The organism is Streptomyces cyaneus (assembly GCF_004028635.1).
Classification (GTDB): Bacteria; Actinomycetota; Actinomycetes; order Streptomycetales; family Streptomycetaceae; genus Streptomyces; species Streptomyces cyaneus.
Genome location: NZ_ML138678.1, coordinates 650,654 through 672,542, shown reverse-complemented (window position 1 = coordinate 672,542; position 21,889 = coordinate 650,654). Strand labels below are relative to the sequence as shown.

Annotated in this window: 21 protein-coding genes and 1 pseudogene; 9 read left to right on the top strand and 13 right to left on the bottom strand. The window is 68.5% G+C overall.

Annotated elements, in window-relative coordinates:
* The first annotated feature begins 122 nt into the window (after positions 1 to 122).
* Positions 123 to 1,037 (top strand): sulfite exporter TauE/SafE family protein, encoded by a 915-nt coding sequence (locus tag EHO50_RS03015; RefSeq protein WP_128428216.1) that lies wholly within the window; start codon positions 123 to 125, stop codon positions 1,035 to 1,037.
* Positions 1,038 to 1,057: 20 nt separating this feature from the next.
* Here the strand turns inward: EHO50_RS03015 and EHO50_RS03010 are convergent, their stop codons facing one another.
* Positions 1,058 to 1,273 (bottom strand): peptidase associated/transthyretin-like domain-containing protein, encoded by a 216-nt coding sequence (locus EHO50_RS03010; RefSeq protein ID WP_425472118.1) that lies wholly within the window; start codon positions 1,271 to 1,273, stop codon positions 1,058 to 1,060.
* 286 nt (positions 1,274 to 1,559) lie between these two features.
* On the opposite strand from EHO50_RS03010, the gene EHO50_RS03005 reads away from it, so the two are divergent.
* Positions 1,560 to 2,219 carry a DUF4360 domain-containing protein gene (locus tag EHO50_RS03005; RefSeq protein WP_128428215.1) on the top strand — a complete coding sequence of 220 codons (660 nt, stop codon included), beginning with the start codon at positions 1,560 to 1,562 and terminating at the stop codon, positions 2,217 to 2,219.
* A 63-nt stretch (positions 2,220 to 2,282) separates the two neighbouring features.
* Here the strand turns inward: EHO50_RS03005 and EHO50_RS03000 are convergent, their stop codons facing one another.
* Positions 2,283 to 3,050, bottom strand: a complete 768-nt coding sequence (locus tag EHO50_RS03000; protein ID WP_128428214.1) for an intradiol ring-cleavage dioxygenase — start codon at positions 3,048 to 3,050, stop codon at positions 2,283 to 2,285.
* A 171-nt stretch (positions 3,051 to 3,221) separates the two neighbouring features.
* Here EHO50_RS03000 and EHO50_RS02995 point away from each other — a divergent pair, with 171 nt between their 5' ends.
* Both EHO50_RS02995 and EHO50_RS02990 read left to right on the top strand, forming a co-directional pair.
* Positions 3,222 to 3,560, top strand: a complete 339-nt coding sequence (locus EHO50_RS02995; protein ID WP_128428213.1) for a trypco2 family protein — start codon at positions 3,222 to 3,224, stop codon at positions 3,558 to 3,560.
* Positions 3,494 to 6,490, top strand: a complete 2,997-nt coding sequence (locus EHO50_RS02990; RefSeq protein WP_128428212.1) for an NACHT domain-containing protein — start codon at positions 3,494 to 3,496, stop codon at positions 6,488 to 6,490. The genes EHO50_RS02995 and EHO50_RS02990 overlap by 67 nt, the downstream gene beginning before the upstream one ends.
* On the opposite strand, the gene EHO50_RS02985 is transcribed toward EHO50_RS02990, so the two are convergent.
* Together EHO50_RS02985 and EHO50_RS02980 are read right to left on the bottom strand one after the other, a co-directional pair.
* Positions 6,424 to 6,615: a DUF397 domain-containing protein gene (locus EHO50_RS02985; protein WP_128428211.1), complete on the bottom strand. Its 192-nt coding sequence runs from the start codon at positions 6,613 to 6,615 to the stop codon at positions 6,424 to 6,426. The genes EHO50_RS02990 and EHO50_RS02985 overlap by 67 nt on opposite strands.
* Positions 6,612 to 7,448 (bottom strand): helix-turn-helix domain-containing protein, encoded by an 837-nt coding sequence (locus EHO50_RS02980; protein WP_128428210.1) that lies wholly within the window; start codon positions 7,446 to 7,448, stop codon positions 6,612 to 6,614. Before EHO50_RS02980 ends, EHO50_RS02985 begins: the two co-directional genes overlap by 4 nt.
* A 130-nt stretch (positions 7,449 to 7,578) precedes the next feature.
* Here EHO50_RS02980 and EHO50_RS02975 point away from each other — a divergent pair, with 130 nt between their 5' ends.
* Positions 7,579 to 8,064, top strand: coding sequence for an ATP-binding protein (locus tag EHO50_RS02975; protein WP_128428209.1), 486 nt, complete (start codon positions 7,579 to 7,581; stop codon positions 8,062 to 8,064).
* Positions 8,065 to 8,078: 14 nt separating this feature from the next.
* Here EHO50_RS02975 and EHO50_RS02970 read toward each other — a convergent pair whose 3' ends face one another.
* On the bottom strand, positions 8,079 to 8,861 hold the full coding sequence (locus EHO50_RS02970) for a hypothetical protein (RefSeq protein ID WP_181449541.1): 783 nt from the start codon (positions 8,859 to 8,861) through the stop codon (positions 8,079 to 8,081).
* Positions 8,854 to 9,435 (bottom strand): RNA polymerase sigma factor, encoded by a 582-nt coding sequence (locus EHO50_RS02965; RefSeq protein ID WP_128428207.1) that lies wholly within the window; start codon positions 9,433 to 9,435, stop codon positions 8,854 to 8,856. The genes EHO50_RS02970 and EHO50_RS02965 overlap by 8 nt, the downstream gene beginning before the upstream one ends.
* A 153-nt stretch (positions 9,436 to 9,588) precedes the next feature.
* On the opposite strand from EHO50_RS02965, the gene EHO50_RS02960 reads away from it, so the two are divergent.
* Together EHO50_RS02960 and EHO50_RS02955 are read left to right on the top strand one after the other, a co-directional pair.
* The gene (locus EHO50_RS02960; RefSeq protein WP_128428206.1) at positions 9,589 to 10,068 is read left to right on the top strand and encodes a cupredoxin domain-containing protein; all 480 of its coding nucleotides are present in this window, start codon (positions 9,589 to 9,591) and stop codon (positions 10,066 to 10,068) included.
* Complete coding sequence (locus tag EHO50_RS02955; protein ID WP_128428205.1) at positions 10,058 to 10,453, top strand: hypothetical protein; 396 nt, start codon at positions 10,058 to 10,060, stop codon at positions 10,451 to 10,453. The genes EHO50_RS02960 and EHO50_RS02955 overlap by 11 nt, the downstream gene beginning before the upstream one ends.
* A 34-nt stretch (positions 10,454 to 10,487) precedes the next feature.
* Here EHO50_RS02955 and EHO50_RS02950 read toward each other — a convergent pair whose 3' ends face one another.
* The 3 genes from EHO50_RS02950 to EHO50_RS02940 are packed head-to-tail and all read right to left on the bottom strand — an operon-like array spanning position 10,488 to position 13,477.
* Complete coding sequence (locus EHO50_RS02950) at positions 10,488 to 11,369, bottom strand: serine/arginine repetitive matrix protein 2 (protein ID WP_128428204.1); 882 nt, start codon at positions 11,367 to 11,369, stop codon at positions 10,488 to 10,490.
* Between the two features lie 7 nt (positions 11,370 to 11,376).
* Complete coding sequence (locus EHO50_RS02945; protein WP_246100997.1) at positions 11,377 to 11,772, bottom strand: hypothetical protein; 396 nt, start codon at positions 11,770 to 11,772, stop codon at positions 11,377 to 11,379.
* The gene (locus tag EHO50_RS02940) at positions 11,759 to 13,477 is read right to left on the bottom strand and encodes a hypothetical protein (protein ID WP_128428203.1); all 1,719 of its coding nucleotides are present in this window, start codon (positions 13,475 to 13,477) and stop codon (positions 11,759 to 11,761) included. Before EHO50_RS02940 ends, EHO50_RS02945 begins: the two co-directional genes overlap by 14 nt.
* Before the next feature lie 271 nt (positions 13,478 to 13,748).
* Between EHO50_RS02940 and EHO50_RS02935 the strand changes: the two genes are divergently transcribed.
* Both EHO50_RS02935 and EHO50_RS02930 read left to right on the top strand, forming a co-directional pair.
* Positions 13,749 to 14,717: an arabinan endo-1,5-alpha-L-arabinosidase gene (locus tag EHO50_RS02935; RefSeq protein WP_128428202.1), complete on the top strand. Its 969-nt coding sequence runs from the start codon at positions 13,749 to 13,751 to the stop codon at positions 14,715 to 14,717.
* Complete coding sequence (locus EHO50_RS02930) at positions 14,699 to 16,132, top strand: family 43 glycosylhydrolase (protein WP_128428201.1); 1,434 nt, start codon at positions 14,699 to 14,701, stop codon at positions 16,130 to 16,132. The genes EHO50_RS02935 and EHO50_RS02930 overlap by 19 nt, the downstream gene beginning before the upstream one ends.
* 92 nt (positions 16,133 to 16,224) lie before the next feature.
* Here the strand turns inward: EHO50_RS02930 and EHO50_RS02925 are convergent, their stop codons facing one another.
* The 4 genes and pseudogenes from EHO50_RS02925 to mmsA all read right to left on the bottom strand — a co-directional run bounded on the left by EHO50_RS02925 (position 16,225) and on the right by mmsA (position 21,859).
* On the bottom strand, positions 16,225 to 17,829 hold the full coding sequence (locus EHO50_RS02925; protein ID WP_128428200.1) for a pyridoxal phosphate-dependent aminotransferase: 1,605 nt from the start codon (positions 17,827 to 17,829) through the stop codon (positions 16,225 to 16,227).
* Between the two features lie 125 nt (positions 17,830 to 17,954).
* Positions 17,955 to 19,016, bottom strand: a pseudogene (locus EHO50_RS02920) (aldose epimerase family protein); the annotation flags it as partial.
* A gap of 51 nt (positions 19,017 to 19,067) precedes the next feature.
* The gene (mmsB, locus tag EHO50_RS02915) at positions 19,068 to 20,312 is read right to left on the bottom strand and encodes a multiple monosaccharide ABC transporter permease (protein WP_128428198.1); all 1,245 of its coding nucleotides are present in this window, start codon (positions 20,310 to 20,312) and stop codon (positions 19,068 to 19,070) included.
* A complete protein-coding gene (mmsA, locus tag EHO50_RS02910; protein ID WP_128428197.1) occupies positions 20,309 to 21,859 on the bottom strand; it encodes a multiple monosaccharide ABC transporter ATP-binding protein in 1,551 nt (516 codons plus the stop codon). Before mmsA ends, mmsB begins: the two co-directional genes overlap by 4 nt.
* Positions 21,860 to 21,889 lie beyond the last annotated feature (30 nt).

Below are 21,889 nucleotides of genomic sequence, written 5' to 3'. Positions count from 1 at the left end.
CACTCGTCCATATTTTGGACGCTCTCAGCTCGCCCTCAGTTTGATGCCCTATGGTCTGGTCCCGTCCATCCCTATCAACCCGGTAGGAAACCTCGGGAAACTCGGAAGACGGGACCGGCCGCATGCGCACGCTGATACTGCTCGCCCTCGCGGGCCTCGGAGCCCAGCTCGTGGACGGCAGCCTCGGCATGGCCTACGGCGTGACGTCGACCACCTTGCTGCTGGCCATGGGCACCAACCCGGCCGCCGCCTCGGCCACGGTCCACCTCGCCGAGATCGGTACGACGTTGATGTCCGGCGCCTCGCACTGGCGCTTCGGGAACGTCGACTGGAAGGTCGTGGGGAAGATCGGCGTGCCGGGCGCGGTCGGTTCGTTCCTCGGCGCGACGGTCCTGTCGAAGCTGTCGACCGAGGTCGCCGCACCGCTGATGTCCCTGATCCTGCTGGGCCTCGGCGTGTACGTCATGTCCCGCTTCACCTTCCGCGGCCTGCCCAAGGACCGGGTCGGCCTGCCCCTGCGCCGCCGCTTCCTCACCCCTCTCGGTCTGGTCGCCGGGTTCCTGGACGCGACGGGTGGCGGAGGCTGGGGCCCGGTCGGGACGCCCGCCCTCCTCGCCTCCGGCCGCATGGAACCGCGCAAGGTCATCGGCTCGATCGACACCAGCGAGTTCCTGGTCGCGGTCGCCGCGAGCCTCGGCTTCCTGCTCTCGCTGAGCTCGCAGGGCATCGACTTCGTGTGGGTCGCCGCCTTCCTCCTCGGCGGCCTGGTCGCCGCGCCGATCGCCGCCTGGCTGGTGCGCATCCTGCCGCCGCGGGTGCTGGGCTCGGCGGTGGGCGGCGTCATCCTCGTCACCAACGTCCGCACGCTGCTGAACAGCGACTGGCTCGCGGTGTCCGGTGCGACGGCCGTGGCGGTGTACGTCGCCCTGTACGGGCTGTGGGCCGCTGCCCTGGCGTACTCGATCCGCGCCCACTTGAAGGAGAGGGAGGCGGTCGGGGCCGAGTCCGCCGAGGAGCGGCAGCCCGTCGGCGTCTGACCGAATCCGACCAACGGGTGTCAGGCAGTGCTGACGCCGACTGTCAAGGTCGCCTTGTAGCCGTCCGGCACGCTCTCGCCGAGCGCGGTCAGGGTCAGCGGACCGCAGGACTCGCGCGTGGTGTTTTCCGAATACGGCGAGGTCGCCTGGATCGCCGTGTCGATGTCCGGGTCGAAGAAGAGCTGCCCGGTGTGAATGGCCTCGCCGCCTGTGTACGAGTCGTCGGTGAGCGTCACGCCCGTGTGCACCCGCACAGGGGCGCCTTCCACCAACCGCGGCGACGCCGCCACGGGCGATCACGGCTTCATGTGCGGCTGTGAATGACCTGGGGATACATCGCTCAACTCGCTTGTAAATGGCCGGAGTTCGACCTGGCTGGTTCACAAGGGGCTCCCTACGATTCCAACGCCTCCGGCCTTCACAGAAACCTCACTCAATCTTCAAAGGCTCAACGAGGGAGATTGAGCGAAGAAGATGGAACGGGCCGGGGCGCAGCCACCCCCCAACCCCAAGGAGAGCTCCATGGCACGTGGACTCCTGCGATACCTGCTGAGCGGAGGCGCGCTGGCCGCCCTGCTCACCATGGCGTTGCCCGCGCAGGCGACCCCCGCGTTCGAAGACCCGCCGCCGGACAAGATCGTCATCAAGGTCGCCACGGTGAACGGCTCCGGCTGCCCCCAGGGCACCACGGCCGTGGCGGTCTCCGAGGACAACACCGCCTTCACCGTCACCTACAGCGACTACCTCGCCAAGGTCGGCGGCAACTCCGACCCTACGGACTTCCGCAAGAACTGCCAGCTGAACCTGGTCGTGCACGTCCCGCAGGGCTTCACGTACGCCGTCGCCAGCGCCGACTACCGCGGCTTCGCCTCCCTCCAGTCCGGCGCGAGCGCCATCCAGAGAGCCTCGTACTACTTCCAGGGCTCACCGAACACGCAGTTCCGCAACCACTCCTTCAGCGGCCCGCTGGGCGACAACTGGCAGGCCACCGACAGCACCGACTGGGCCCAACTGGTCTGGGCGCCCTGTGGAGTTCAGCGCAACTTCAACATCAACACCGAGCTGAGGGTCAACGCCGGCACGTCCTCGCCGGACAAGGTCAGCTTCATGACGATGGACTCGACGGACGGGGACATCAGCACGGTGTACCACCTGGCGTGGAAGGAGTGCCCTGGCAAGTAGCCCGTACGTCAGGCCGCGCCCGCTCGTGCATGCCGGGCGCGGCCTGTCGCTCGTGGGGCCAGGTCAGTTCTCGACCCCCAGGGTCAGCGTCCCCGCGTACCCGGCCGACGGCGAACTGCCGAGCGCCGTGAGGGTCAGCAGGCCCGATGCGGCGCCTCCGTCGTCGTAGATGGAGTCCTGGGCGAGGGTGGTGCGGGTGACGGTGTTGGCGGAGTACGGCGACAGCGCGCCGACTCGTGCGGTGATCGTCTCGTTGAAGAACAGCTGGCCGGTGTGGAGTTCCTGGCCGCCGGTGAAGGAGCCGTCGGAGGTCAGGGTGACGTTCGTGTGCACCTTGACGTGGATGTGCACACAGCGGCCGCGGTACCAACCGGGGTAGACCGTGGTGATGTTGGCGACGCCGCTGGAGTTGGTGAGGACGCCGCCGCGCAGGAAGGTGCCGCTGTCGGGTTCGTTGTGGCCGTTGTTGCCGACGAAGCCGGAGTACTCGCCGAGGACGTCCGCGTGCCAGATCTCCACGAGGGCGTTGGGGATCACCGCGCAGGTGTCGTCGTCGACGACGGTGAGGGCCAGCTTGAGCGGGAAGCCGGTCTTGCCCTCGGTGATGTCGGAGCGGACGTACTGTCCGTCGAGGTAGTAGGGGCCTTCGGTCATCTCCTTGGTGAGCGTGCAGACGGCCGCGGCGGCGACGGGGGCCGTGTCGGCCGCCTCGGCTGTGGGGGCTTCGGGCGCGGCGGCGGCGACGGCGAGGGTGGCGGCCGTGGCTCCGGTGGCGATCAGTACGGTGCGGCGTCCGATGGGGGTAGGGGTTGCCTTCGAAGCGTCTGTCATGGACACGGCACCGTAGGGAGGGATGCTGTTGATGGGCTGTCAGTTAAGTAAAGTGACGGCTCGTCAAGTTCCCTACCGGTCAAGTACCGGTCAAGTGGCTCGACCCCGGGGTCACGGCGTTTGGTGTGAACCGATGGCGGCGAGCGCCAACGCCTCTCTAGCGTTGGGCACATGACCGAAAACCGGATCGAACTGGCCGACGCCGTGCAGGCGGTACGGGATGAACTGATCACTGCGGCGGGCCGCTCGTCCGGGCAGGACGTGGTCTTCGAAGTGGGCGACATCCAGCTGGAGTTCAGTGTTGAGCTGTGGAGGGAGGCCAAGGGTGGCGTCAAGGTGAAGGCGTGGGTGGCGGAGGCCGGGGTTGACGGGGGTGGGGGTACGACCCGGAGTCATCGGGTGGCGGTCACGCTGAGGGCGGTCGACTCCCGGACCGGGCAGCCGTGGAAGGTGCGGAACGAGAGTCGGGGGAGTGTGGCTCGGTTCGGTGGGGGTGGCGACGACCAGTGATCGCGGGAAGGGTCGCGGACCGGGTTGTCGCGGTTTTTGGGGAGGGCCAGGGCAGTGGTGTGCTGTTCGGGACCCGGACGGTGCTCACAGCACAGCATCTGGTGGGCGGCAGCGATGTCGTCGAGGTGATTCACCCGTCGGGCAGCAGGCTGGTGGAGTGTGAAGTCGCATGGACCGACGAGGCGCTTGACGCCGCGCTGCTGCGTGCCAAGTCGATGGTGATCAGCGCTGAACGTGCCGCTCCTTTGGGGGAGCTCCGAGTGGGCAGCGTCGCCACCGGCTCTCCGCTCTCCCACTGCCAGATCGTGGGATTCCCTCGAATCCAGCGTTATGGGGACCTGGGCGAGGACTTGGAGTACGACCAGTACCGCGCGACCGTGTTGCCCATGGCCGGACGTATGAGGGACGTCCTCGTCTGCGAACTCGGCGTGCCTGCCGCGGACGAGTCAGGCGATGGAAGGTCACCGTTGGCAGGGCTGTCGGGAGCTCCGGTCTTTGCGGGGGCGGTGCTCCTCGGGGTCGTCACTGAGGTGCCCCGCGGTCGCTCCCACAGCAGGATCGAAGCCGCCTCCTGCGAAGCCGTGATGACCAAGATGGCAGCGTCGCCGAGCCGGATCCGTTGGGTCGGCGATGTCGAGCAGATCACCGACGTCCACCCCAGGGACGAGCTGTTCGAGACTCGGTACGCGAAGGACCTGGCCGCGCAGTACCGCAAGACCGAGATCTTCGGTATCGAGGATCTCGGTCGCACGGAGTCCCGCTGGGACCTCGATACGGCGTACCTGAGCCTGGAAGCCGAGTCCGCTTCGGGCGATCGCAAGGAGGTCAGATCCTCCGCGCAGCGCATCGACACTCTGCTGAACGGGCATTTCCGTACGCTGCTGCGGGGCCAGGCGGGTGCCGGCAAGACCACCCTCGTCTGGTGGCTCGCGGCCCATGCTGCGAACGGCACCCTCAACAAGAACCTCACCGAGCTGAACGGCCTCGTACCCTTCGTCGTCCCCATGCGCGAGGTGTATGCGCGAGGCGGACGGTTTCCGGCGGTGTCGGAACTGCTCGCGGCCGGCAGGGTCATCTCGGACGACGCGCCGGACGGCTGGGCCGGTCGAGTCCTGGAGGCCGGTCGCGGGCTGCTCCTGGTGGACGGCTTGGACGAAGTCCCGCCGCAGGAAAGGGAGAAGGCCCGGCGGTGGCTCTCCACCTTCCTCACGCGGTATCCGGAAACCCGATGCCTGGCCACCGTCCGCCCTGACGCCGTCGAAAAGGACTTGCTTCAGACGGAGGGCTTCAGCGAGCTGACACTCCTGCCCATGAGCGACGAGGACATCCAGGCCTTCGTCACCGCCTGGCACAACGCCGCACGCCTGGAGTCGGAGCACGTCTACGACGCGGGGCGGTACGGCGACCAACACGAACTCCTCACCTCCCTGGAGCAGGATCTCGCCTACCAGTTGGGGCAGAACCCGGCGCTCCGCGACCTCGCCCGCACCCCGCTCCTGTGCGCCGTGATCTGCGCTCTGCACCGTCGTCGCCGCGGACTCCTCCCCACGACGCGCTGGTCCCTGTACCGAGCGGCCCTCGCCATGCTCCTCGGCGGCCGTGACGCCGGGCGCGGCGTCACCCGTCCCGACGACATCAGCCTTGGCTCGGACGAACAGCACGCTCTTCTCCAACGGCTCGCCATCTGGCTCGTACGCACCGAGCAGCAGCAGATGACATCCAAGTTGGCGACGCACCAACTCGAACTCGCGATGCGGGACATGCCGCAGATCCGCGCCCAGGCGTCGCCCCTCCAGGTGTTGCGCTTCCTCCTCGAACGCAGCGGTCTGCTCCAGGAGCGGACGGACGACGCGATCCAGTTCATCCACCGGACCTTCCAGGACTTCCTCGCGGCGAAGGAGTTCCACGAGAGCGGGTATGTCCTAGAACTCCTGAATCACGCGGGCGACGAAACCTGGCGGGACGTGATCGTGCTGGCCGTCGGCCACGCGACGCGGACGGATGCGCAGCTGCTCATCGAGAGGCTGGTCCAGTTCGGAGATGTCGTGGAGGGGCGTGACGAGAAGTGGTATCTCCACGTGCTGGCCGCCCAATGTGCCACCAGCCTGCTGTCACTGGACGCCGCGCTGATGGAGATCGTCAGGGGGCGTGTACGGACCCTGATGCCGCTGCGGAGTCCTTCGGAGGCGGATGACATCGCGAGCCTGGGTGCGTGGGCCGTGGATCTGTTGCCCGGGCCGGAGGGGGGAGGCGACGCCGACAAGTTCGCCATCGAGGCCCTCACGAGGATCCGCACGGCGGACGCACGGCAGAGGCTGAAGCAGTTCGCGTTGCGATGCGGGATTCGGGTCGAGCCCTTGATCGTCTCCGGTTGGCTCCACCAACCTGCGGAGGAATACGCCCGCGAGGTATTGGCCGGCGCCCGCATCCAAAACCTGTTCGTTCAGAACAGTTCGCAGTTGGCCCAGCTGCCGTACCTGGACTCGATCCCCGAGATCAGCGTGACCGGGTCGTACACCGCGGAAGAGCTCGACGCTCATCTGCCGACGCGGAACGTCGAAGTGATCAACTTGTGGAACAACCGGAAGATCACCCACCTTGACTTCCTGCGGACCCGGAAGCAGTTGCGTGCACTGGACCTCGAGCTGCCGATGGGATCGCTCGACCTGCTGACCACCTTTGCGCCGCTGCCCGCTGTACGGCGACTGCAGTTCCGCGGGGTGCGGGACTGGGCTCACATGACGCAGGTGCGCCGCGTGTTCCCGAACCTGGACGAACTGACGCTGGTGCTCGCGGGAGACGCAGTGGCACCGTCCGACCTCGCGGCCCTGAGTGCCGAAGCGTTCGGCGCCCGCAAGACGAATCAGCTGTGGGTGGTGGACATGAATGAGAGGAACGTCCGCCAGTTCTCGGGCGAAAGCTCCAGCTGACACTCCTTCGGCGCCTTGGAGTCGCGGACGTGGATGGCGGTGGGGGTGAGGGCGACCTCGACACAGTCATCGCCGGATGCGCTGCTGTAGCTGCTCTTGAACCACGTCAGTTCGGGGGTGTTCATAGGTCTCCTCGCATCCGCTGCAACAGGCTCATGGAGTCCTTCATGGTGAGAGCCTGTGAACGCATCCTGGCATACCGGCTTTGGAGCACGCTGACCAGTTTCCGGTCGGAGACCAACTGCCCGCTCTCCTGCCCCTCGCAGTAGGCGAACCACTTGTTGTCCGGGGTTTCCAGAAGCCGCATAGGGCCCTGAAGTCCGGCGTGTGACTCCTGCACGAGGGGCATGATCTGGATCTCGACGTTCCGTAGCTTGGCGATCTCCAGCACGTGATCGATGAGCTCGCGCGTCACGTCCACCCCGCCTGTGCGTCGTAGGAACAGGTGCTCTTCGAGGATGAAGCTGAACGCCGTGTTCGGCCGTTCCCGCAGCAGTTGCTGTCGCTCCGCCCGTGCGGCCCACCGTTCCTCGATCTGCGAGTCGTCCAGCGGCGGCAACTGGTCGGCGGCCAATGCCTGCACGTAGTCCTTCGTCTGGAGCAGACCGGGAACCATCCGAGATTCGTACGTGCACAGCGTGATTGCGGTCGTCTCCAGCCGCGCCCACTGCCGAAACCAAGCCGCCAACCCCGGCTGCCGAGCCAAATGCTTGGCTGCGTTCCGCACGGCCCCCGTATTCCCCAGCACTTCCTCCGACCGCTCCGCGAACGTCGGATCCGGCATCCGCCGCCCCAACTCCACCGAGGCCACGGTGTGTTTGGACAGCCCAACCCGGTCCCCGAACTCCTCCCGGCTCAGCCCCGCATGCTCCCGCAACGCCTGCACGACCGCCCCGAACGTCCGCAGGCTGTCCGACGCCTCAGGCTCCCCACCCGTACCCACCGCACCATCGACCACCGTTGGTCACCTCCCGCGGCTATGGTCACGGCCAGTCACGAGTACTGTCCAGCCCGTAACCGCGTACGCTCCCGCACCGTACGCGCCCACCACCTGGTGAACCACCCACCGCAGCGGCCAGATTGGGCCCATGCCCGCACCCCTCACCCCCCAATCCCCGCTCACCGTACGTACGCTCACCCAACGTCTCAGCGCGACAACCCGGGGCGCCCGACTGGCCCGGCACCTGGCCCTGTCGCAGCTCCACACTTGGGGCATCCCGCACGGCAGTGACGTCTCCGATGCCGTCGCGGTGATCGTCGCCGAACTGGCCGCCAACGCCGTCACCCACGGCCGTGTCCCCGGCCGGGACTTCGAACTGCGCCTGTCGCTCCCCACCGGCAGCATCCGCGTCGAGGTCAGCGACACCCGTTCCGAAGGACCCCGCCCCCCGAAACCCGGCGACTTACGGCCCCCACGCCCCCTCGACGAACACGGCCGCGGACTCGTCCTCGTCGAGGCACTGTCCGACCGGTGGGAGGTCGTGGAGCGCGAGCCGGCGCCCGGGAAGACCGTCCGGGTCGAGGTCGATCTGCCGGGGTGGTTGTCGCTCCTGGCCGCATCGGAGCGGGCATGACAGGTGAACCGCGGTCACCGGTTCTGCTGCGCGGCGAAGTGGGCCGTGGCCAGGACGGAGCCGTCCGCCGCCAGCAGCCTCGCGCCGGACACCGTGTCCGGGGCGACCCGTGTGGGGGCGCCCCAGTGGCCCCGGCCGGCGTCGTCGAGGGGGAACTCCCCGATGTGGACCGAGGTGCCGTCCGTACGTTCCAGTCGGCAGCTGATCTCTCCGGCCTCCGGGTAGGCCTCGCGCGAGCCCGCGGTCTCGTCCTCGGACCCGGACTCGTCTGCGGGCCGGGAGTCGGAGCCGGACCAGCCGGGGCCGAGGTCGACCGACATGTACACCCAGCCCGGAGATCCGGTGTAGGCGAAGATCCGGCCTACCGGGCGATGGTCGACGGTCAGCAGGGACGCCTCGAGCAGCTCGTGCTCCGAGCCGGAGGGCTCCGAGCGGGGTGAGGAGGGGGCCGACGTCCCCTCGATGGCCGTACCCACGGCCCAGCCGCCGAAGCCGAAGCCGAGGGCGATCGCGGTGGCGGCCGCGACCGCCACGCCGGCCCGGGGGCGCCGCCGTCGCGCCGGCCGGTTCAGGCGCAGTCCGTCCGTCACCCGGGTCTCGAAGCCGGCGGGCGGCTCGCTGTCCGGCAGGAGGGAGAGCAGTCCGTCCGCGACGAGTGTCAGCTGCTCGACGTGCTCTCGGCAGGCGGGGCAGCGGTCCAGATGGGCGATGGCCTCGGCGCGCTCCTGACCGGGGAGGATGCCCAGCGCCAGCTCGTCGGCGACCGCCCTCAGCCGCTCGCAGTCCCTGTCAGTCATGATCGGCTCGCTCGGGTCCCAGAACCGTCCGTAGTTTCCCCATCGCCGTCCTGATCCGTGTCTTCGCCGTGCCCAGGGGGATCCCTTCGAACTCGGAGATCTGCCGTGCCGTCATCCCGTAGATCCCGGCCATGACCACGGCACGCGCCTGCTGGGGCGGCAGGCCGGCCACCGCGGCCCGTATCCGGGACGCCGCGTCGTCGGCCAATGCCCACTGTTCGGGCGTCCGGGTCACCACGCCGAGCAGGGCGTCGAGGTCCTCGGGGGAGACCGGGGTCGCGTTGCGGGCGCGGACGGCGTCGATCGCCAGGTTGTGCGCGATGGTCGCCAGCCAGGTCTTCACCGAACCGCGCCGGGAGTCGTAGACCTGCGCATGACGCCAAGCCCTCTCGAAGGTCTGCTGGGCGATGTCCTCGGCGAGCTGAGGGTCGTCCACCACGGCGACGGCGATACCGAAGACCATGCGCTGGAACCGGCGGACGAACGCGAGGGCGACCTCCGGGGCGCCGGTCGCCAGTCCCGCCAGCAACGCCTCGTCCGAGAGCCGCCCGAGTGGTAGGCCCAATCTCCGCATACCAGTGGATACGGCGAACCTCGCCGAACGGATTCCCCCGGTGCCACGCGGGATCACGGTCCCATTCTCCCGCTTGCTCCGGCCCGCCGAAATCCCCTGACGCGGTCCGTCCGTACCTCTGGTCAGGAACGACTTCTCACGGAGGGCCGAGACATGGCGACAACGCTCATGACGTTCGTGCGCAGGAGCGTCGGGCCCGGGCTGGCCGCCGGAGCACTGGCGGGTCTCCTCGTGGCGTGCGGAGGCGGAGACGACAACGGTGGCGGCTCGACACCGTCGACCCCGGAACAGAGCGGCGAGCCGGGAACCACCCAGGTGGACGTCAAGATGACCGACTTCAAGATGGAGCTGTCCCGGACGACGCTGAATGCGGGTGAGTACACCTTCGTCGCCACGAACGACGGAGACCACGACCACGCCCTGGAGATCGAGGGCTCCGGGACGGAAGAGGAGACGCGGACGCTGGAACCCGGAGAGTCGGCGAAACTCACCATCACGCTGAAGGACGGCACGTACGAGGTCTACTGTCCGGTCGACGGACACAAGGACCTGGGCATGAAGACCGAGCTCACCGTCGGTGGCAGCGGCTCACAGGACGGCGGCACCGACACGACCGACGGCAATGGCTACTGAGCGCACCGTCGCGCTCATCGCGCTGCGGCTGGCCTCGGCGGGGACGGCCGCAGCCATGGGCGCGATCCACCTCCACCTCTGGTACGACGGCTACCGGCATCTGGACACGATCGGCCCGCTGTTCCTGCTCAACGCGATCGGGGCCGGGCTGCTCGCGCTGTCGCTGCTGATCACACCCACCCGCCTCCTGCCCGTCCTCGCGACGCTGGGGACGCTCTTCACGGCCGGCACACTGGCGGCCCTGATCGTGAGCCTCACCTCCGGTCTCTTCGGGTTCCAGGAGGCCCTCGACGCAAAGCTGGTCAAGCCGACGCTCGCCGTCGAAGGCGCGGCGTGCGTTCTGCTGGTGGCCCTGGCCCTGCTGAGCAGGCGCGGACGGACATGACCGATGACATGACCGATGACTTTTCCGGGCGGGGTCACGGCGCGAAGTAGGCCAGTGCCACCTGGAGGATCTCCTTCTGCTGTGGCCAGCTCCCCTCCGGTCCCGCCACCAGCACCGCGTACTGCGTGCCGTTCTCGGCGACAAAGGCGCGGTCGACGACCTTGCGACGCGTACCGTCCGTGCGGTCGTACGCGTAGACCAGCTCGGCCGCCTGCTCGCCTGGGCCGTCCGGGACGTTCTGGAGGCTGAGCTCGCGGTAGTTCTTGTTCGCGCGCAGTGTCCGTGACGTCTGGCGCAGTGACTCGTACGGGGGCGGGCTGTCTGCCCCGGCGGTGTAGATCTGCACCAGACTCCGGCCGTCGGGGGAGTTGTAGAAGACGCTGTTGGACTCCTCCTGCCGCTCCCAGCCCTCCGGTACGGCGACCGTGAAGCCCGCCGTGTCCTGCTGGAGCGCGTATCCCGATGGCACCTCGGTCGGTGACGGCGTGTCCGTGGGTACCGCGGTGTCGGTGGGCCCGCCGCCCTGGGCGGTGTCGGAGGTCGTCGCCGGTGAGGGGCTGATCACGGAGGCCGCACCGGTCCCGGTCCCGTCGCCCGGGCCGTCGTCCCGCAGCGCCACCACCCCGAAAGCCACGCCGCCCGCGACCACGGCGACCGTCACGCCCGCGACGAGGGCCGTCGTACGGCGTGACCTCGACAGCGGGGCGGGCGGCGGTGTCACCATGTACGTGGTGTCATCACCTGGTCCACCTGGTCCACCCGGTCCGGCCGGTTCCACCGGGCCCTGCGGGGCGTACGCCGGCAGCGGCGGTGGTGGTGGCGTCGGCAGTACCACCGCCCCCGACTCGCCCGCCGCCTCCCAGCGCTGTGTCTCGTCGTTCCAGCGGATGCCGCCGTCCCCCGGTATGCCGCTCATCCCGCCGTCACCCTCCCAGCAGTGCCGCTACCGCCTGTGTGACCGCCGCGCCCGAGGCCGCCAGGCCCACCGCCGTGGCCGCGTCCTGGAGGGCCTGGCGCAGGCGGGTCAGCCGGCCCGGGCTCGCCTCACCGGTGTTCTGGATCTCGCCCTGCGTGTCGTCGAGCTGCCGCGTCAGTTCGTCGGTCTCGGGGCTCCTGGCGAAGGACCGGAGCTCCTCGCGCAACTGCCTCACCACCTGGAGCAGTTCCTCCTGCTCGGCGGCGAGGGCCGGGCGCGCGGCCTCGTAGTTGTTCGCCACGCCGTGCGCGCCGAACGCGAACGCGCCCTTCGCCGTGCCGATGTGGATGTTCTGAACGCCACCACGGCCGTCGCCGCCCGGCGTCTGCTCATCCGCTGCCACTGTTCGTCCTTTCCGAGGCACCGGCGGCTTCCTGGTTGTTGGCCACGCCGTGCTCGCCGAAGGCGAACGCGCCGCTGGCCTGCTCGATCAGCACGCCGCCGTTGCTGACGTTGATGATCTTCTGTTCGAACTCCTCGGTCCGGTAGCCCGCCTCGCGCAGTGCGCGGCGCACACCGTTGGCCACCCGGTCCTGGATCGTCTTCAAGTAGCGCTGGTGGTCCATCTCCTGGAAGAGCGACGCCTCGTCGTCCGAGGCCAGCTCCCGTATCGAGAGGGCCGGCCCGTCCGGCATCGCCCGGCCGGAGCCGTGGGCGGCCAGCCGGCCCAGCAGGGTGAGGGTCCGCCACACGGTGACCACGGACTGGCCGGCGGTGTGCGGGACCCGGGACAGCGCCCAGGCCGCCTTGCCGAGCAGGTTGGCGTGGAGGAAGTCGTGGGCCAGCCGGTCGGCCTCCCGGAACCGCGGCCGTAGCGGGCGCAGCACGTGCGGCGCGACCTCCAGCATCAGCATGCCGCCCTGGGTGTGCACCCGGACGAAGACGGTGGTGACCAGCTCCTCCTCCCAGCCGCCCACCTGCACCCGCAGGAAGTGACGCCGGGTCTCGCCGCCCTCCTCGACGGCGTCGGCCCGATGCCGCTCGAACTCCCCGGGGCCGTAAGGGGCGTACTGCCGGCCGGGCAGTCCGTCCACCGGGAGGAAGACGCACTCGCCGATCTCCAGATGGCGCAGTCGGTCCCGGATCGCCGCCGCGGCCTTCGGGGTGCGGGCGGTGGCGGGCTTGCGCAGGTCTTCCAGCAGGGGCGTGATTCCGTCGAGGACGGTCTGGTTGTCCAGGGGGAGCGCGGGCTTCGCCAGGTCCTCGCGCGGGCGCAGTTCGACGGACAGGGACCAGGTGTCGTACGGGGTGCCCGCGCCGCAGAACGGCCGGTCCGCCCGGTACATGACCAGCCCCGTGCGCTGTTCGGTCCGGATACGGTCCCGCAGTCGGTGCAGGCGGCTGCCCTCCGTGGTCCGCTCGGCGGGGTCGGCGGCCGCGTCGGGGAACCTCGGCCGGGACAGTTCGCCGGCCAGCGCGCGGCAGACCTGGTGGCGTTCGACGCCGACGCCCAGCGCCACCACCAGCGGCAGCGCCAGCGCGACCCAGGCCTGGAGGCGGGAGGTGTCGTAGACCAGGCTCTCGAAGGCCAGGCCGGGGACCAGCAGGAAGTCCCAGAACTCGTAGACCTTCTCCAGAAGGTCGAAGTCGTCGGTGCCCTTCGCGAACAGCGTCAGCACGGTGTAGACCACGGCGAGGCGGGCGTACAGCCGCAGGATCCAGGCCGGGTAGCGGCGGTACCAGGCGGGCCGTGGGGCCGGTCCGCGCATCCGGGTGGCCAGGTACATCAGCGCCACCGGCATCAGGAACATCAGGCTGAGCCAGCTGGTCAGCGGCACGCTGACGATCCACAGCGCCAGGATCGCCGCTGCCCAGCCCAGTTGCAGGCGCTGTGCGCGCAGGGCGTGCGCCAGGACGCGGGCCGCGTCGAAGCCGAACGACGGGGCGACGATGCGCTCGTCGTGGACGTAGAGCTCCTCGATCACCGTGTGGCGGAACGTCTCGTCGAGGTACGCCCCGGAGCAGAGCAGGCGCGTCGCCTCGCTGGCGTGCGGGGGCGTGCGCCCCACGGCGGTGCCTTGCTGCGGCACCAGGATCTGCTGCGTCACTGTTCCGTCCCCCGAGGCGTTCAGCTTTGCGTACTAGGAGAGTTGACGAACCATCACTTCAGGATAAGGAGTGACGTGCCGAGTGTGCAGTGAATAGACGGTGCGGGAAACGTGGCTGTGACCGCCGCTGTGACTGCCGTTCTGGCTGCCGCCGTGATTGCCGTTGTGGCTGCGCGGGCCATTGACGCGCAAGTGATTCGATTCTACGTTCCCGTCCGAAGTGTGTCCGATGTGACGATCGTTGTTCGAGATACAGAACGGGAGTGTTCGTATGAGCCGCAAGCGCACGACCCTCCTCGCCCTGCCCGTCGCCGCCCTCCTCGCCCTCGTCCCGTCCTCGGCGTCGGCCTATCCCAACCCCGGCCGGGTCACCGGCTCCGTCGTCACCCACGACCCGACGATGATCCGCACCTCGTCGGGCCAGTACCTGCTCTACGCCACCGGCGGCGGCATCGCCAGCAAGGCGTCGTCCGACCGCACCGCCTTCAGCGCGGGCGCCGACGCCTTCGGCAGCCGCCCGAGCTGGTGGTCGACGTACTCCTCCGTGCCGGAGGCCTGGGCGCCGGACATCTCGTACCAGGGCGGCAAGTACCTGATGTACTACTCCGTCTCGAAGTTCGGCTCGAACACCTCCGCCATCGGCCTCGCCGGCTCCACGACCGGCCGGCCGGGCAGCTGGACCGACTACGGCGTCGTCTACACGTCCAGCTCCTCCAGCGACTACAACGCCATCGACCCCAACCTCTTCGTCGACGGCGACGGCAAGTGGTGGCTGTCCTTCGGCAGTTGGTGGACCGGCATCAAGATGATCCAGATCAACCCGTCCACCGGGAAGCAGCTGTCGAGCAACACCACCCGGTACTCGCTCGCCTCCCGCCCGACCGGCACCAAGGCCGTCGAGGCCCCCTACATCGTCAAGCGGGGCAGCTACTACTACCTCTTCGCCTCCTACGACACCTGCTGCGCCGGCACCAGCAGCACCTACAAGGTCAAGGTCGGCCGCGCCACCAGCGTCACCGGCCCGTACGTCGACAAGAACGGCGTCTCGATGATGAACAACGGCGGGACGCCCGTCCTCGAGTCGCACGGCAGCGTCATCGGCCCCGGCGGCCAGTCGATCATGAACGACTCCGACGGCGACCTGATCGTCTACCACTACTACGACGGCAACGACAACGGCACGCCCAAGCTGGGCATCAACCTATTGAACTGGAGCACCGGATGGCCCGTCGCATACTGACCCTGCTGGCAGCGCTGCTGCTGGCCTTCTCGATCGGGCAGCCGTCCGCGAGCGCCGCTTCCTTCACCAACCCGATCAAGACCCAGAAGGGCGCCGACCCCTGGATCTCGTACTACAACGGCAACTACTACATGGTGACGACGAGTTGGACCGACGTCATCACCATGCGCAAGTCCACCACCCTGGCCGGCCTCGCCACCGCACCCAGCGTGCAGGTGTGGAAGGGTGACGCGGCCAGCCGCTGCTGCAACATCTGGGCGCCCGAGATCCACTTCCTCAACGGCCGCTGGTACCTCTACTACGTCGCCGGGCAGAACATCGCCGACTACAACCCGACCCAGCGCACCCATGTGCTGGAGAGCGCCGGGTCCGACCCCATGGGGCCGTACACCTACAAGAACCAGCTCAACTCCGTCTGGATGCTGGACGCGACCGTGGCGACCATCAACAACCAGCTGTACCTCTTCGGCAGCGCGACCGGCGGCGGCACGCAGAACATCGTCGCGGCCCGGATGTCGAACCCGTACACCCTCGCCACCGGCTTCTCCACCGTTTCCACGCCGACCTACGACTGGGAGCGCAACGGCACGGTCAACGAGGGGCCGGAGATCCTCCAGCGCGGCGGCAAGACCTTCCTCATCTACTCGGGAAGCGGCTGCTGGACCCCTGACTACAAGCTCGGCCAGCTGACTCTCACCGGCTCCGACCCCCTGTCGGCGTCCTCCTGGACCAAGAAGTCCACACCGGTCTTCCAGCGCAGTGACGCGAACGGCGTGTACGGCCCCGGTCACAACGGCTTCTTCACGTCCCCCGACGGCACCGAGAACTGGATCGTCTACCACGCCAACGACAGCGCGAGCGACGGCTGCGACAACGGCCGTACGACCCGCGCCCAGAAGTTCACCTGGAACTCCGACGGCACCCCGAACTTCGGCACCCCCGTCCGCCTCGGCGCCTCCCTCACCGGCCCCTCCGGGGAGCCGTCCAGCGTCTCCACCACCTACACGGTCGTCAACCGCAACAGCGGCAAGTGCCTTGAGGTGGCCGGGAGTTCGACGGCCGATGGCGCCAACGTCCAACAGTGGACGTGCAGCGGCGGCAACAACCAGAAGTGGCGCCTGGAGGACCTCGGCGATGACACCCACCGGTTGGTCAACGTCGCCAGCGGCAAGGTCCTCGACACCGAGAACTGCTCCTCCGCCGACGGTGCCGACCTGCGCCAGTGGTCCTGGCTGAACAACACCTGCCAGCGCTTCCGCTTCATCGCCACGGACAACGGCTACGTCCAGATCGCCAACCAGGCCACGGGCAAGGTGGCCGACGTGGCGAACTGCGGAACGGCGGACGGGGCGGACGTACGCCAGTGGAGCTGGTTGGGCAACACCTGCCAACAGTGGAGGTTGACTCCGGCTTAGTGCAGCCGACCTCCAGGGGCGCGGGGAACTGCGCGACCAGCCACAGCGAACCGGCAGTCGCAATGCACCCGCACCCCTACGGCGAGAAGGCGCTACCCGGTCTGCCCCATCCCCGCCGCATTCGGCCAACTCTGACTGTTCGGCCACCCGGTCGCCGGCGCAGGGGTCAGCCCCGGCCCCGTAGTACCCCGCACCTGCGCGGCCGTAAGCCCACCCCGAGCCGGCACCCCCGGCGGGGTGGGCCCAGGCATCGCCGCCGCAGCCGGCGCCAAGGGCGACGGGAACGGCGCCGGAGCGGGCGGGGCGGGGGCGGGCATGGGAGCCGGGGCGGGCACCTGCACCGGGGCCGGGGCCGGGGCGGGTGCCGGAGTCACCGGAACCGGAGCCGGCATCGGCATACCGGCGGCGGCCGGCTGCGGCTGCGGTTGAGCCGCCGCAGGCATCCCCGCCCCCATGCCCATGGCCTGCGCCGCAAGCCCCTGCATCCCCGTCCCGTTGGTGGAGCTGACCAACCGGTCCACGGCCGCCGTACCCGAGCTGTAGTTGGTCCCTGTACCCAGCTCGGGTACGGCGGCTCCCCTCCTGGACCCGTAGAGCACCTGCTCCAGGCCGGACACCAGGCGACGCACGTCCACCTGGGGGCGCACCACGAGCCGCAGGAAGCGGCTGGACGAACCGATCTTGTTGCCGCACTCGCGGACCAGGATCCGGTGCTCGGTGAGCAGCCGGTCCCGGACCACGGTGCCTTCCGCGCCGACGGGGAGGCGCACGAAGAGGAAGTTGCCCTGCGAGGGGTAGACCGTGAGGCCGGGCAGCGAGGCGAGCTGGCTGGCCATGTCGAGGCGGTCCTTGCGCACCTGATGGAGGCTCTGCGCGTACTCGGCGCCGTGGTTCTTGAGCATGAACACCACGTGCTCGGCGAAGGCGTTGAGGTTCCACTTCGGCAGCATCGAACGGACCATGCCCGCGAGCGCCGGGTTGGCGACGAGGTAGCCGAAGCGGATGCCGTGCAGGCCGAAGTTCTTGCCGAGGGAGCGCAGGACGATGACGTTCGGCCGGATCATCGCCTCCTGGACCACCGACGGCTCCTGCTCGGCGTCGGCGAACTCCAGGAACGACTCGTCGATGATGACCAGGTCCAGGTCGGCCATCGCGTCCATGAACTGCACGAGCGCGTGCTTGTGGAGGTAGCCGCCGTCGGGGTTGTTCGGGTTGCAGATCACCGCGACCCGCGTCCCCCGGGCGCGGATGAACTCGGCGTACTGGGCCAGGTCCAGGGCGAAGCCGCTCGATTCCTGCAACGGGAACATGTCGACCCGCTTGCCGGTCTCCATGGGCTGGTCGGTCCAGCGGCCGAACGTGGGGACGGGGATGGCGAGGGACTCACGGACCATCAGATGGTCGATCCAGGTGATCAGCTCCGTGGAGCCGTTGCCCATCGCCACGCACTGCGGCGGGAGTTGGAGCAGGCTGCACAGTTCGGCCGTGATCGTGTCGGCGCTGCTCGGGTAGTAGGTGATGATGTCCCGCAGCCGCGCCCCCATGTCCTGGAACATCTCCGGCGTCGGGAAGTACGGGTTGCAGGGAATGCAGAAGTCGACCGGACCGGCTCCGTCGCCGCCCTCACGCGTCAGCGCCGCCATCGACGGGCTGTGTGCCGCGGTGCTGCGGAACAGCGAGGTGACGTTGTCGGCCATGGAACCTCCGTGTTTGGGTGGCCCGCGCGGGGGAGCACGGGCCGCCCTTACATACGGAGGCTGGGGTGGCGCTGTTCAACCACTGAGAAATCGGTAAGAACTTGTGTGCCACCTGTGAAGGAGCGTCAGCGGCTGAACGAGTGGATCGTCGTCGACCGGTACGTCTGCCCGGGGCGCAGCACCGTCGACGGGAACGACGGCTTGTTCGGCGAGTCCGGGAAGTGCTGCGTCTCCAGGCACAGCGCCTCGCCCTGCCGGTAGGTGCGGCCGCCCGGGCCGACCAGGGTGCCGTCGAGGAAGTTGCCGGAGTAGAACTGCAGGCCCGGCTCGGTGGTCGCCATGCGCAGGGTGCGGCCGGAGGAGGGGTCCTTCAGCGTCGCGATCCACTCGGGGCGCGGTGAGATGCCCTTGTCGAGCACCCAGTTGTGGTCGAAGCCCTTGGCGTACAGCAGCTGCTGGTGCGCCTCGTGGAGGTCCTCGCCTATTCGCTTGGCGCGGCTGAAGTCGAAGGGGGTGCCCGCGACGGGGGCCGGCTCACCCGTGGGGATGAGGCCGGAATCGACGGGGGTGTAGTGGGACGCGGCGATCTTCAGCTCGTGGTTCTCGATCGTGCCGCTGCCCTCGCCGGCGAGGTTCCAGTAGACGTGGCTGGTGAGGTTGACGACGGTGGCCTTGTCGGTGGTGGCCTCGTAGTCGATGCGCCAGTCGCCGTGCTTGGTGAGGGTGTACGTCACCTTCATCTTGAGCGTGCCCGGGTAGCCCATCTCGCCGTCGACGGACGTGCAGTACAGGTGCAGGCCGACGTCCGAGCCCTTGGTGAACGGCTCGACGTCCCACACGCGCTGGTCGAAGCCCTTCGCGCCGCCGTGCAGGCTGTTCGCGCCGTCGTTGACGTCGACCTGGTAGGCCTTGCCGTCGAGGGTGAACCGGCCCTTGCCGATGCGGTTGCCGTAGCGGCCGATCAGGGCGCCGAAGTACGGGCTCCCCGCGACGTAGTCCTCGATGGTGTCGAAGCCCAGGGAGACGTTGGCGTACCGGCCGTGGCGGTCCGGGACCTCCAGGGACTGCACGATGCCGCCGTAGGAGAGGACCTTCATCCGGGTGCCGCCGTTGGCCAGCGCCCAGCTGTGGATCTCCGTGCCGTCGGCGAGGGTGCCGAAGAGGGACTTCACCGGCGTGTTGCCTCCGTCGCTGAAAAGAACAGGGCCCCGCCTTCCGGCGGGGCCCTCCTGCTGCACTTACGAACCGACCTTGCGCTTGTTCCATACGTCGAACCCGACCGCCGCCAGCAGCACCAGGCCCTTGATGACCTGCTGCCAGTCGGTGCCGATGCCGACGAGGTTCATGCCGTTGTTCAGCACGCCCAGGACCAGGCCACCGATGATCGCGCCGAGGACGGTGCCGACGCCGCCGCTCATCGACGCGCCGCCGATGAACGAGGCCGCGATCGCCTCCAGCTCGAAGTTGAGGCCGGCCTTGGGCGAGGCCGCGTTGAAGCGGGCGGCGAAGACCAGACCCGCCAGGGCCGCGAGCATGCCCATGTTGACGAAGATCAGGAAGGTGACCTTCTTGTCCTTCACACCCGACAGCTTGGCCGCGGGCAGGTTGCCGCCGATCGCGTAGATGTGGCGGCCGATGATCGCGTTGCGCATCACGTAGCCGAAGCCGACGAGCAGCACGCCCAGGATGAGCAGCACGATCGGGGCGCCCTTGTAGCTGGCCAGCAGCATCGTCAGCGTGAGGATGGCGGCGCCGAGCGCGACCAGCTTCAGCAGGAAGAGGTTGAAGGGCGGGACGTCCAGGTTGAACTCCTGCTGCCGGCGGCGGTCGCGGAACTCCTGGAAGACCACGAACGCGATCATTCCGAAGCCGAGCAGAAGTGTGAGGTTGTGATAGTTGGTGTTCGGGCCGACCTCGGGCAGGAAGCCGTTGGCGACCTTCTGCAGACCCTCCGGGAACGGGCCGAGGGTCTGGCCCTCGAGGAAGATCTCCGTCAGACCGCGGAAGATCAGCATGCCCGCGAGGGTCACGATGAAGGATGGTATGCCGCCGTACGCGATGAAGAACCCTTGTGCGGCACCCGCGACGGCGCCCATGGCCAGACAGAGGATGACGGCGACCGGCCATGGCAGGTCGTTCTTGACCATGAACACCGCGGCCATGGATCCGATGAACGCTGTCAGTGATCCCACTGACAGGTCGATGTGGCCCGCGATGATGACCAGCATCATGCCGATCGCGAGGATCAGGATGTAGCTGTTCTGCAGCACCAGGTTGGAGACGTTGCGCGGGAGCAGCAGGTCGCCGTCGGTCCACACGGCGAACAGCGCCACGATCAGGCCGAGGGCGATCAGCATGCCGTACTGCCGCATGTTGCGGCGCATGCCGTCCAGCACCAGCTGGAGCAGGCCGTCGGCCGCGGCCCCTCCGCTCTTGCCCGGCGGCGCGGGGGCCGGGGTCTTGGCGGTCACATCCGTGCTCATCGGGATACCTCTTTGTCCTTTGTCATCTGACGCATCAGCGATTCCTGCGAGGCCTCGGCCCGCGAGAACTCGCCGGTCAGCCGCCCCGCGGCCATCGTGTAGATGCGGTCACACATGCCGAGCAGTTCCGGCAGCTCGGAGGAGATGAAGACGACCGCCTTGCCCTGGGCGGCCAGCTGGTCGATGACCGTGTAGATCTCGTACTTGGCACCGACGTCGATGCCACGCGTCGGCTCGTCCAGGATCAGCACATCCGGACCCGTGAAGATCCACTTGCTGAGGACGACCTTCTGCTGGTTGCCGCCGGACAGCTTGCCCACCGGCTCGAAGACGGTCGGCGCCTTGATGTTCATGGACTTGCGGAAGCCCTCGGCGACCTGCCGCTCCCCGTGCTCGTCGACCACGCCCCGCTTGGCGACCTTGCCCAGCGCGCTGAGCGAGATGTTGCGGTTGATGGTGTCGATGAGGTTGAGGCCGTAGTGCTTGCGGTCCTCCGTGACGTACGCGATGCCGTGCTTGACCGCCTCGGGGACGGACTTCGTACGGATCTCCTTGCCGTCCTTGAGGACCTTGCCGTCGGCGTAACGGCCGTAGGTGCGGCCGAAGACGCTCATCGCGAGTTCCGTGCGGCCGGCGCCCATCAGGCCCGCGATGCCGACGATCTCGCCGCGCCGCACGGACAGGGACACATCGTCGACCACCTTGCGCTGCTGGTCGATCGGGTGGTGCACGGTCCAGTTGCGGATCTCCAGCGCGGGGGCGGAGCCCGCCTCCGGCTCGTGCGGGGTGCGGTCGGGGAACCGGTTCTCCAGGTCGCGGCCGACCATCCCGCTGATGATCCGGTCCTCGGTGGTCTCCGGCGCCTTCACATCGAGGGTCTCGATGGTCTGGCCGTCGCGGAGGATCGTCACCGAGTCGGCGACCTTGCGGATCTCGTTGAGCTTGTGCGAGATGATGATCGAGGTGATGCCCTGCTTCTTCAACTCCAGGATGAGATCCAGGAGTTTGCCGCTGTCCTCGTCGTTCAGGGCCGCGGTCGGCTCATCCAGGATGAGCAGCTTCACCTTCTTCGACAGCGCCTTCGCGATCTCCACGAGCTGCTGCTTGCCCACGCCGATGTCGGCGACGCGGGTGTCCGGGTGGTCGCTGAGCCCGACCCGGCGCAGCAGCTCGGTGCCGTGCCGCAGAGTCTCCCTCCAGTCGATGAACCCGCCCTTGGCGTGCTCGTTGCCGAGGAAGATGTTCTCCGCGAGGGAGAGGAACGGCGACAGCGCCAGCTCCTGGTGGATGATGACGATGCCGCGCTGCTCGCTGGCCCTGATGTCCTTGAACTCGCAGACTTCCCCCTCGAAGAGGATGTCCCCTTCGTAGGTGCCGTGCGGGTGGACGCCGGAGAGGACCTTCATCAGGGTCGACTTGCCGGCGCCGTTCTCCCCGCAGATGGCGTGGACCTCGCCCTGTTGGACGGTCAGTGTGACGTCCGACAGCGCCTTGACGCCGGGAAAGGTCTTGACGATCGAGCGCATTTCCAGGACGGGTCCCGCCATGGTCGTGCCTTCCAATCAGAGTGGGCGGGT

Coding starts and splice junctions, on each gene's coding strand:
- EHO50_RS02970 (WP_181449541.1), bottom strand. CDS start 8,861: ATGACTGACAGGGACTGCGAGCGGCTGAGGGCGGTCGCCGACGAGCTG.
- EHO50_RS03000 (WP_128428214.1), bottom strand. CDS start 3,050: ATGACAGACGCTTCGAAGGCAACCCCTACCCCCATCGGACGCCGCACC.
- EHO50_RS02950 (WP_128428204.1), bottom strand. CDS start 11,369: ATGAGCGGCATACCGGGGGACGGCGGCATCCGCTGGAACGACGAGACA.
- EHO50_RS02985 (WP_128428211.1), bottom strand. CDS start 6,615: ATGAACACCCCCGAACTGACGTGGTTCAAGAGCAGCTACAGCAGCGCA.
- EHO50_RS02930 (WP_128428201.1), top strand. CDS start 14,699: ATGGCCCGTCGCATACTGACCCTGCTGGCAGCGCTGCTGCTGGCCTTC.
- EHO50_RS02935 (WP_128428202.1), top strand. CDS start 13,749: ATGAGCCGCAAGCGCACGACCCTCCTCGCCCTGCCCGTCGCCGCCCTC.
- EHO50_RS02960 (WP_128428206.1), top strand. CDS start 9,589: ATGGCGACAACGCTCATGACGTTCGTGCGCAGGAGCGTCGGGCCCGGG.
- EHO50_RS02965 (WP_128428207.1), bottom strand. CDS start 9,435: ATGCGGAGATTGGGCCTACCACTCGGGCGGCTCTCGGACGAGGCGTTG.
- EHO50_RS03015 (WP_128428216.1), top strand. CDS start 123: ATGCGCACGCTGATACTGCTCGCCCTCGCGGGCCTCGGAGCCCAGCTC.
- EHO50_RS02925 (WP_128428200.1), bottom strand. CDS start 17,829: ATGGCCGACAACGTCACCTCGCTGTTCCGCAGCACCGCGGCACACAGC.
- mmsA (WP_128428197.1), bottom strand. CDS start 21,859: ATGGCGGGACCCGTCCTGGAAATGCGCTCGATCGTCAAGACCTTTCCC.
- EHO50_RS03005 (WP_128428215.1), top strand. CDS start 1,560: ATGGCACGTGGACTCCTGCGATACCTGCTGAGCGGAGGCGCGCTGGCC.
- EHO50_RS02995 (WP_128428213.1), top strand. CDS start 3,222: ATGACCGAAAACCGGATCGAACTGGCCGACGCCGTGCAGGCGGTACGG.
- EHO50_RS02975 (WP_128428209.1), top strand. CDS start 7,579: ATGCCCGCACCCCTCACCCCCCAATCCCCGCTCACCGTACGTACGCTC.
- EHO50_RS02955 (WP_128428205.1), top strand. CDS start 10,058: ATGGCTACTGAGCGCACCGTCGCGCTCATCGCGCTGCGGCTGGCCTCG.
- mmsB (WP_128428198.1), bottom strand. CDS start 20,312: ATGAGCACGGATGTGACCGCCAAGACCCCGGCCCCCGCGCCGCCGGGC.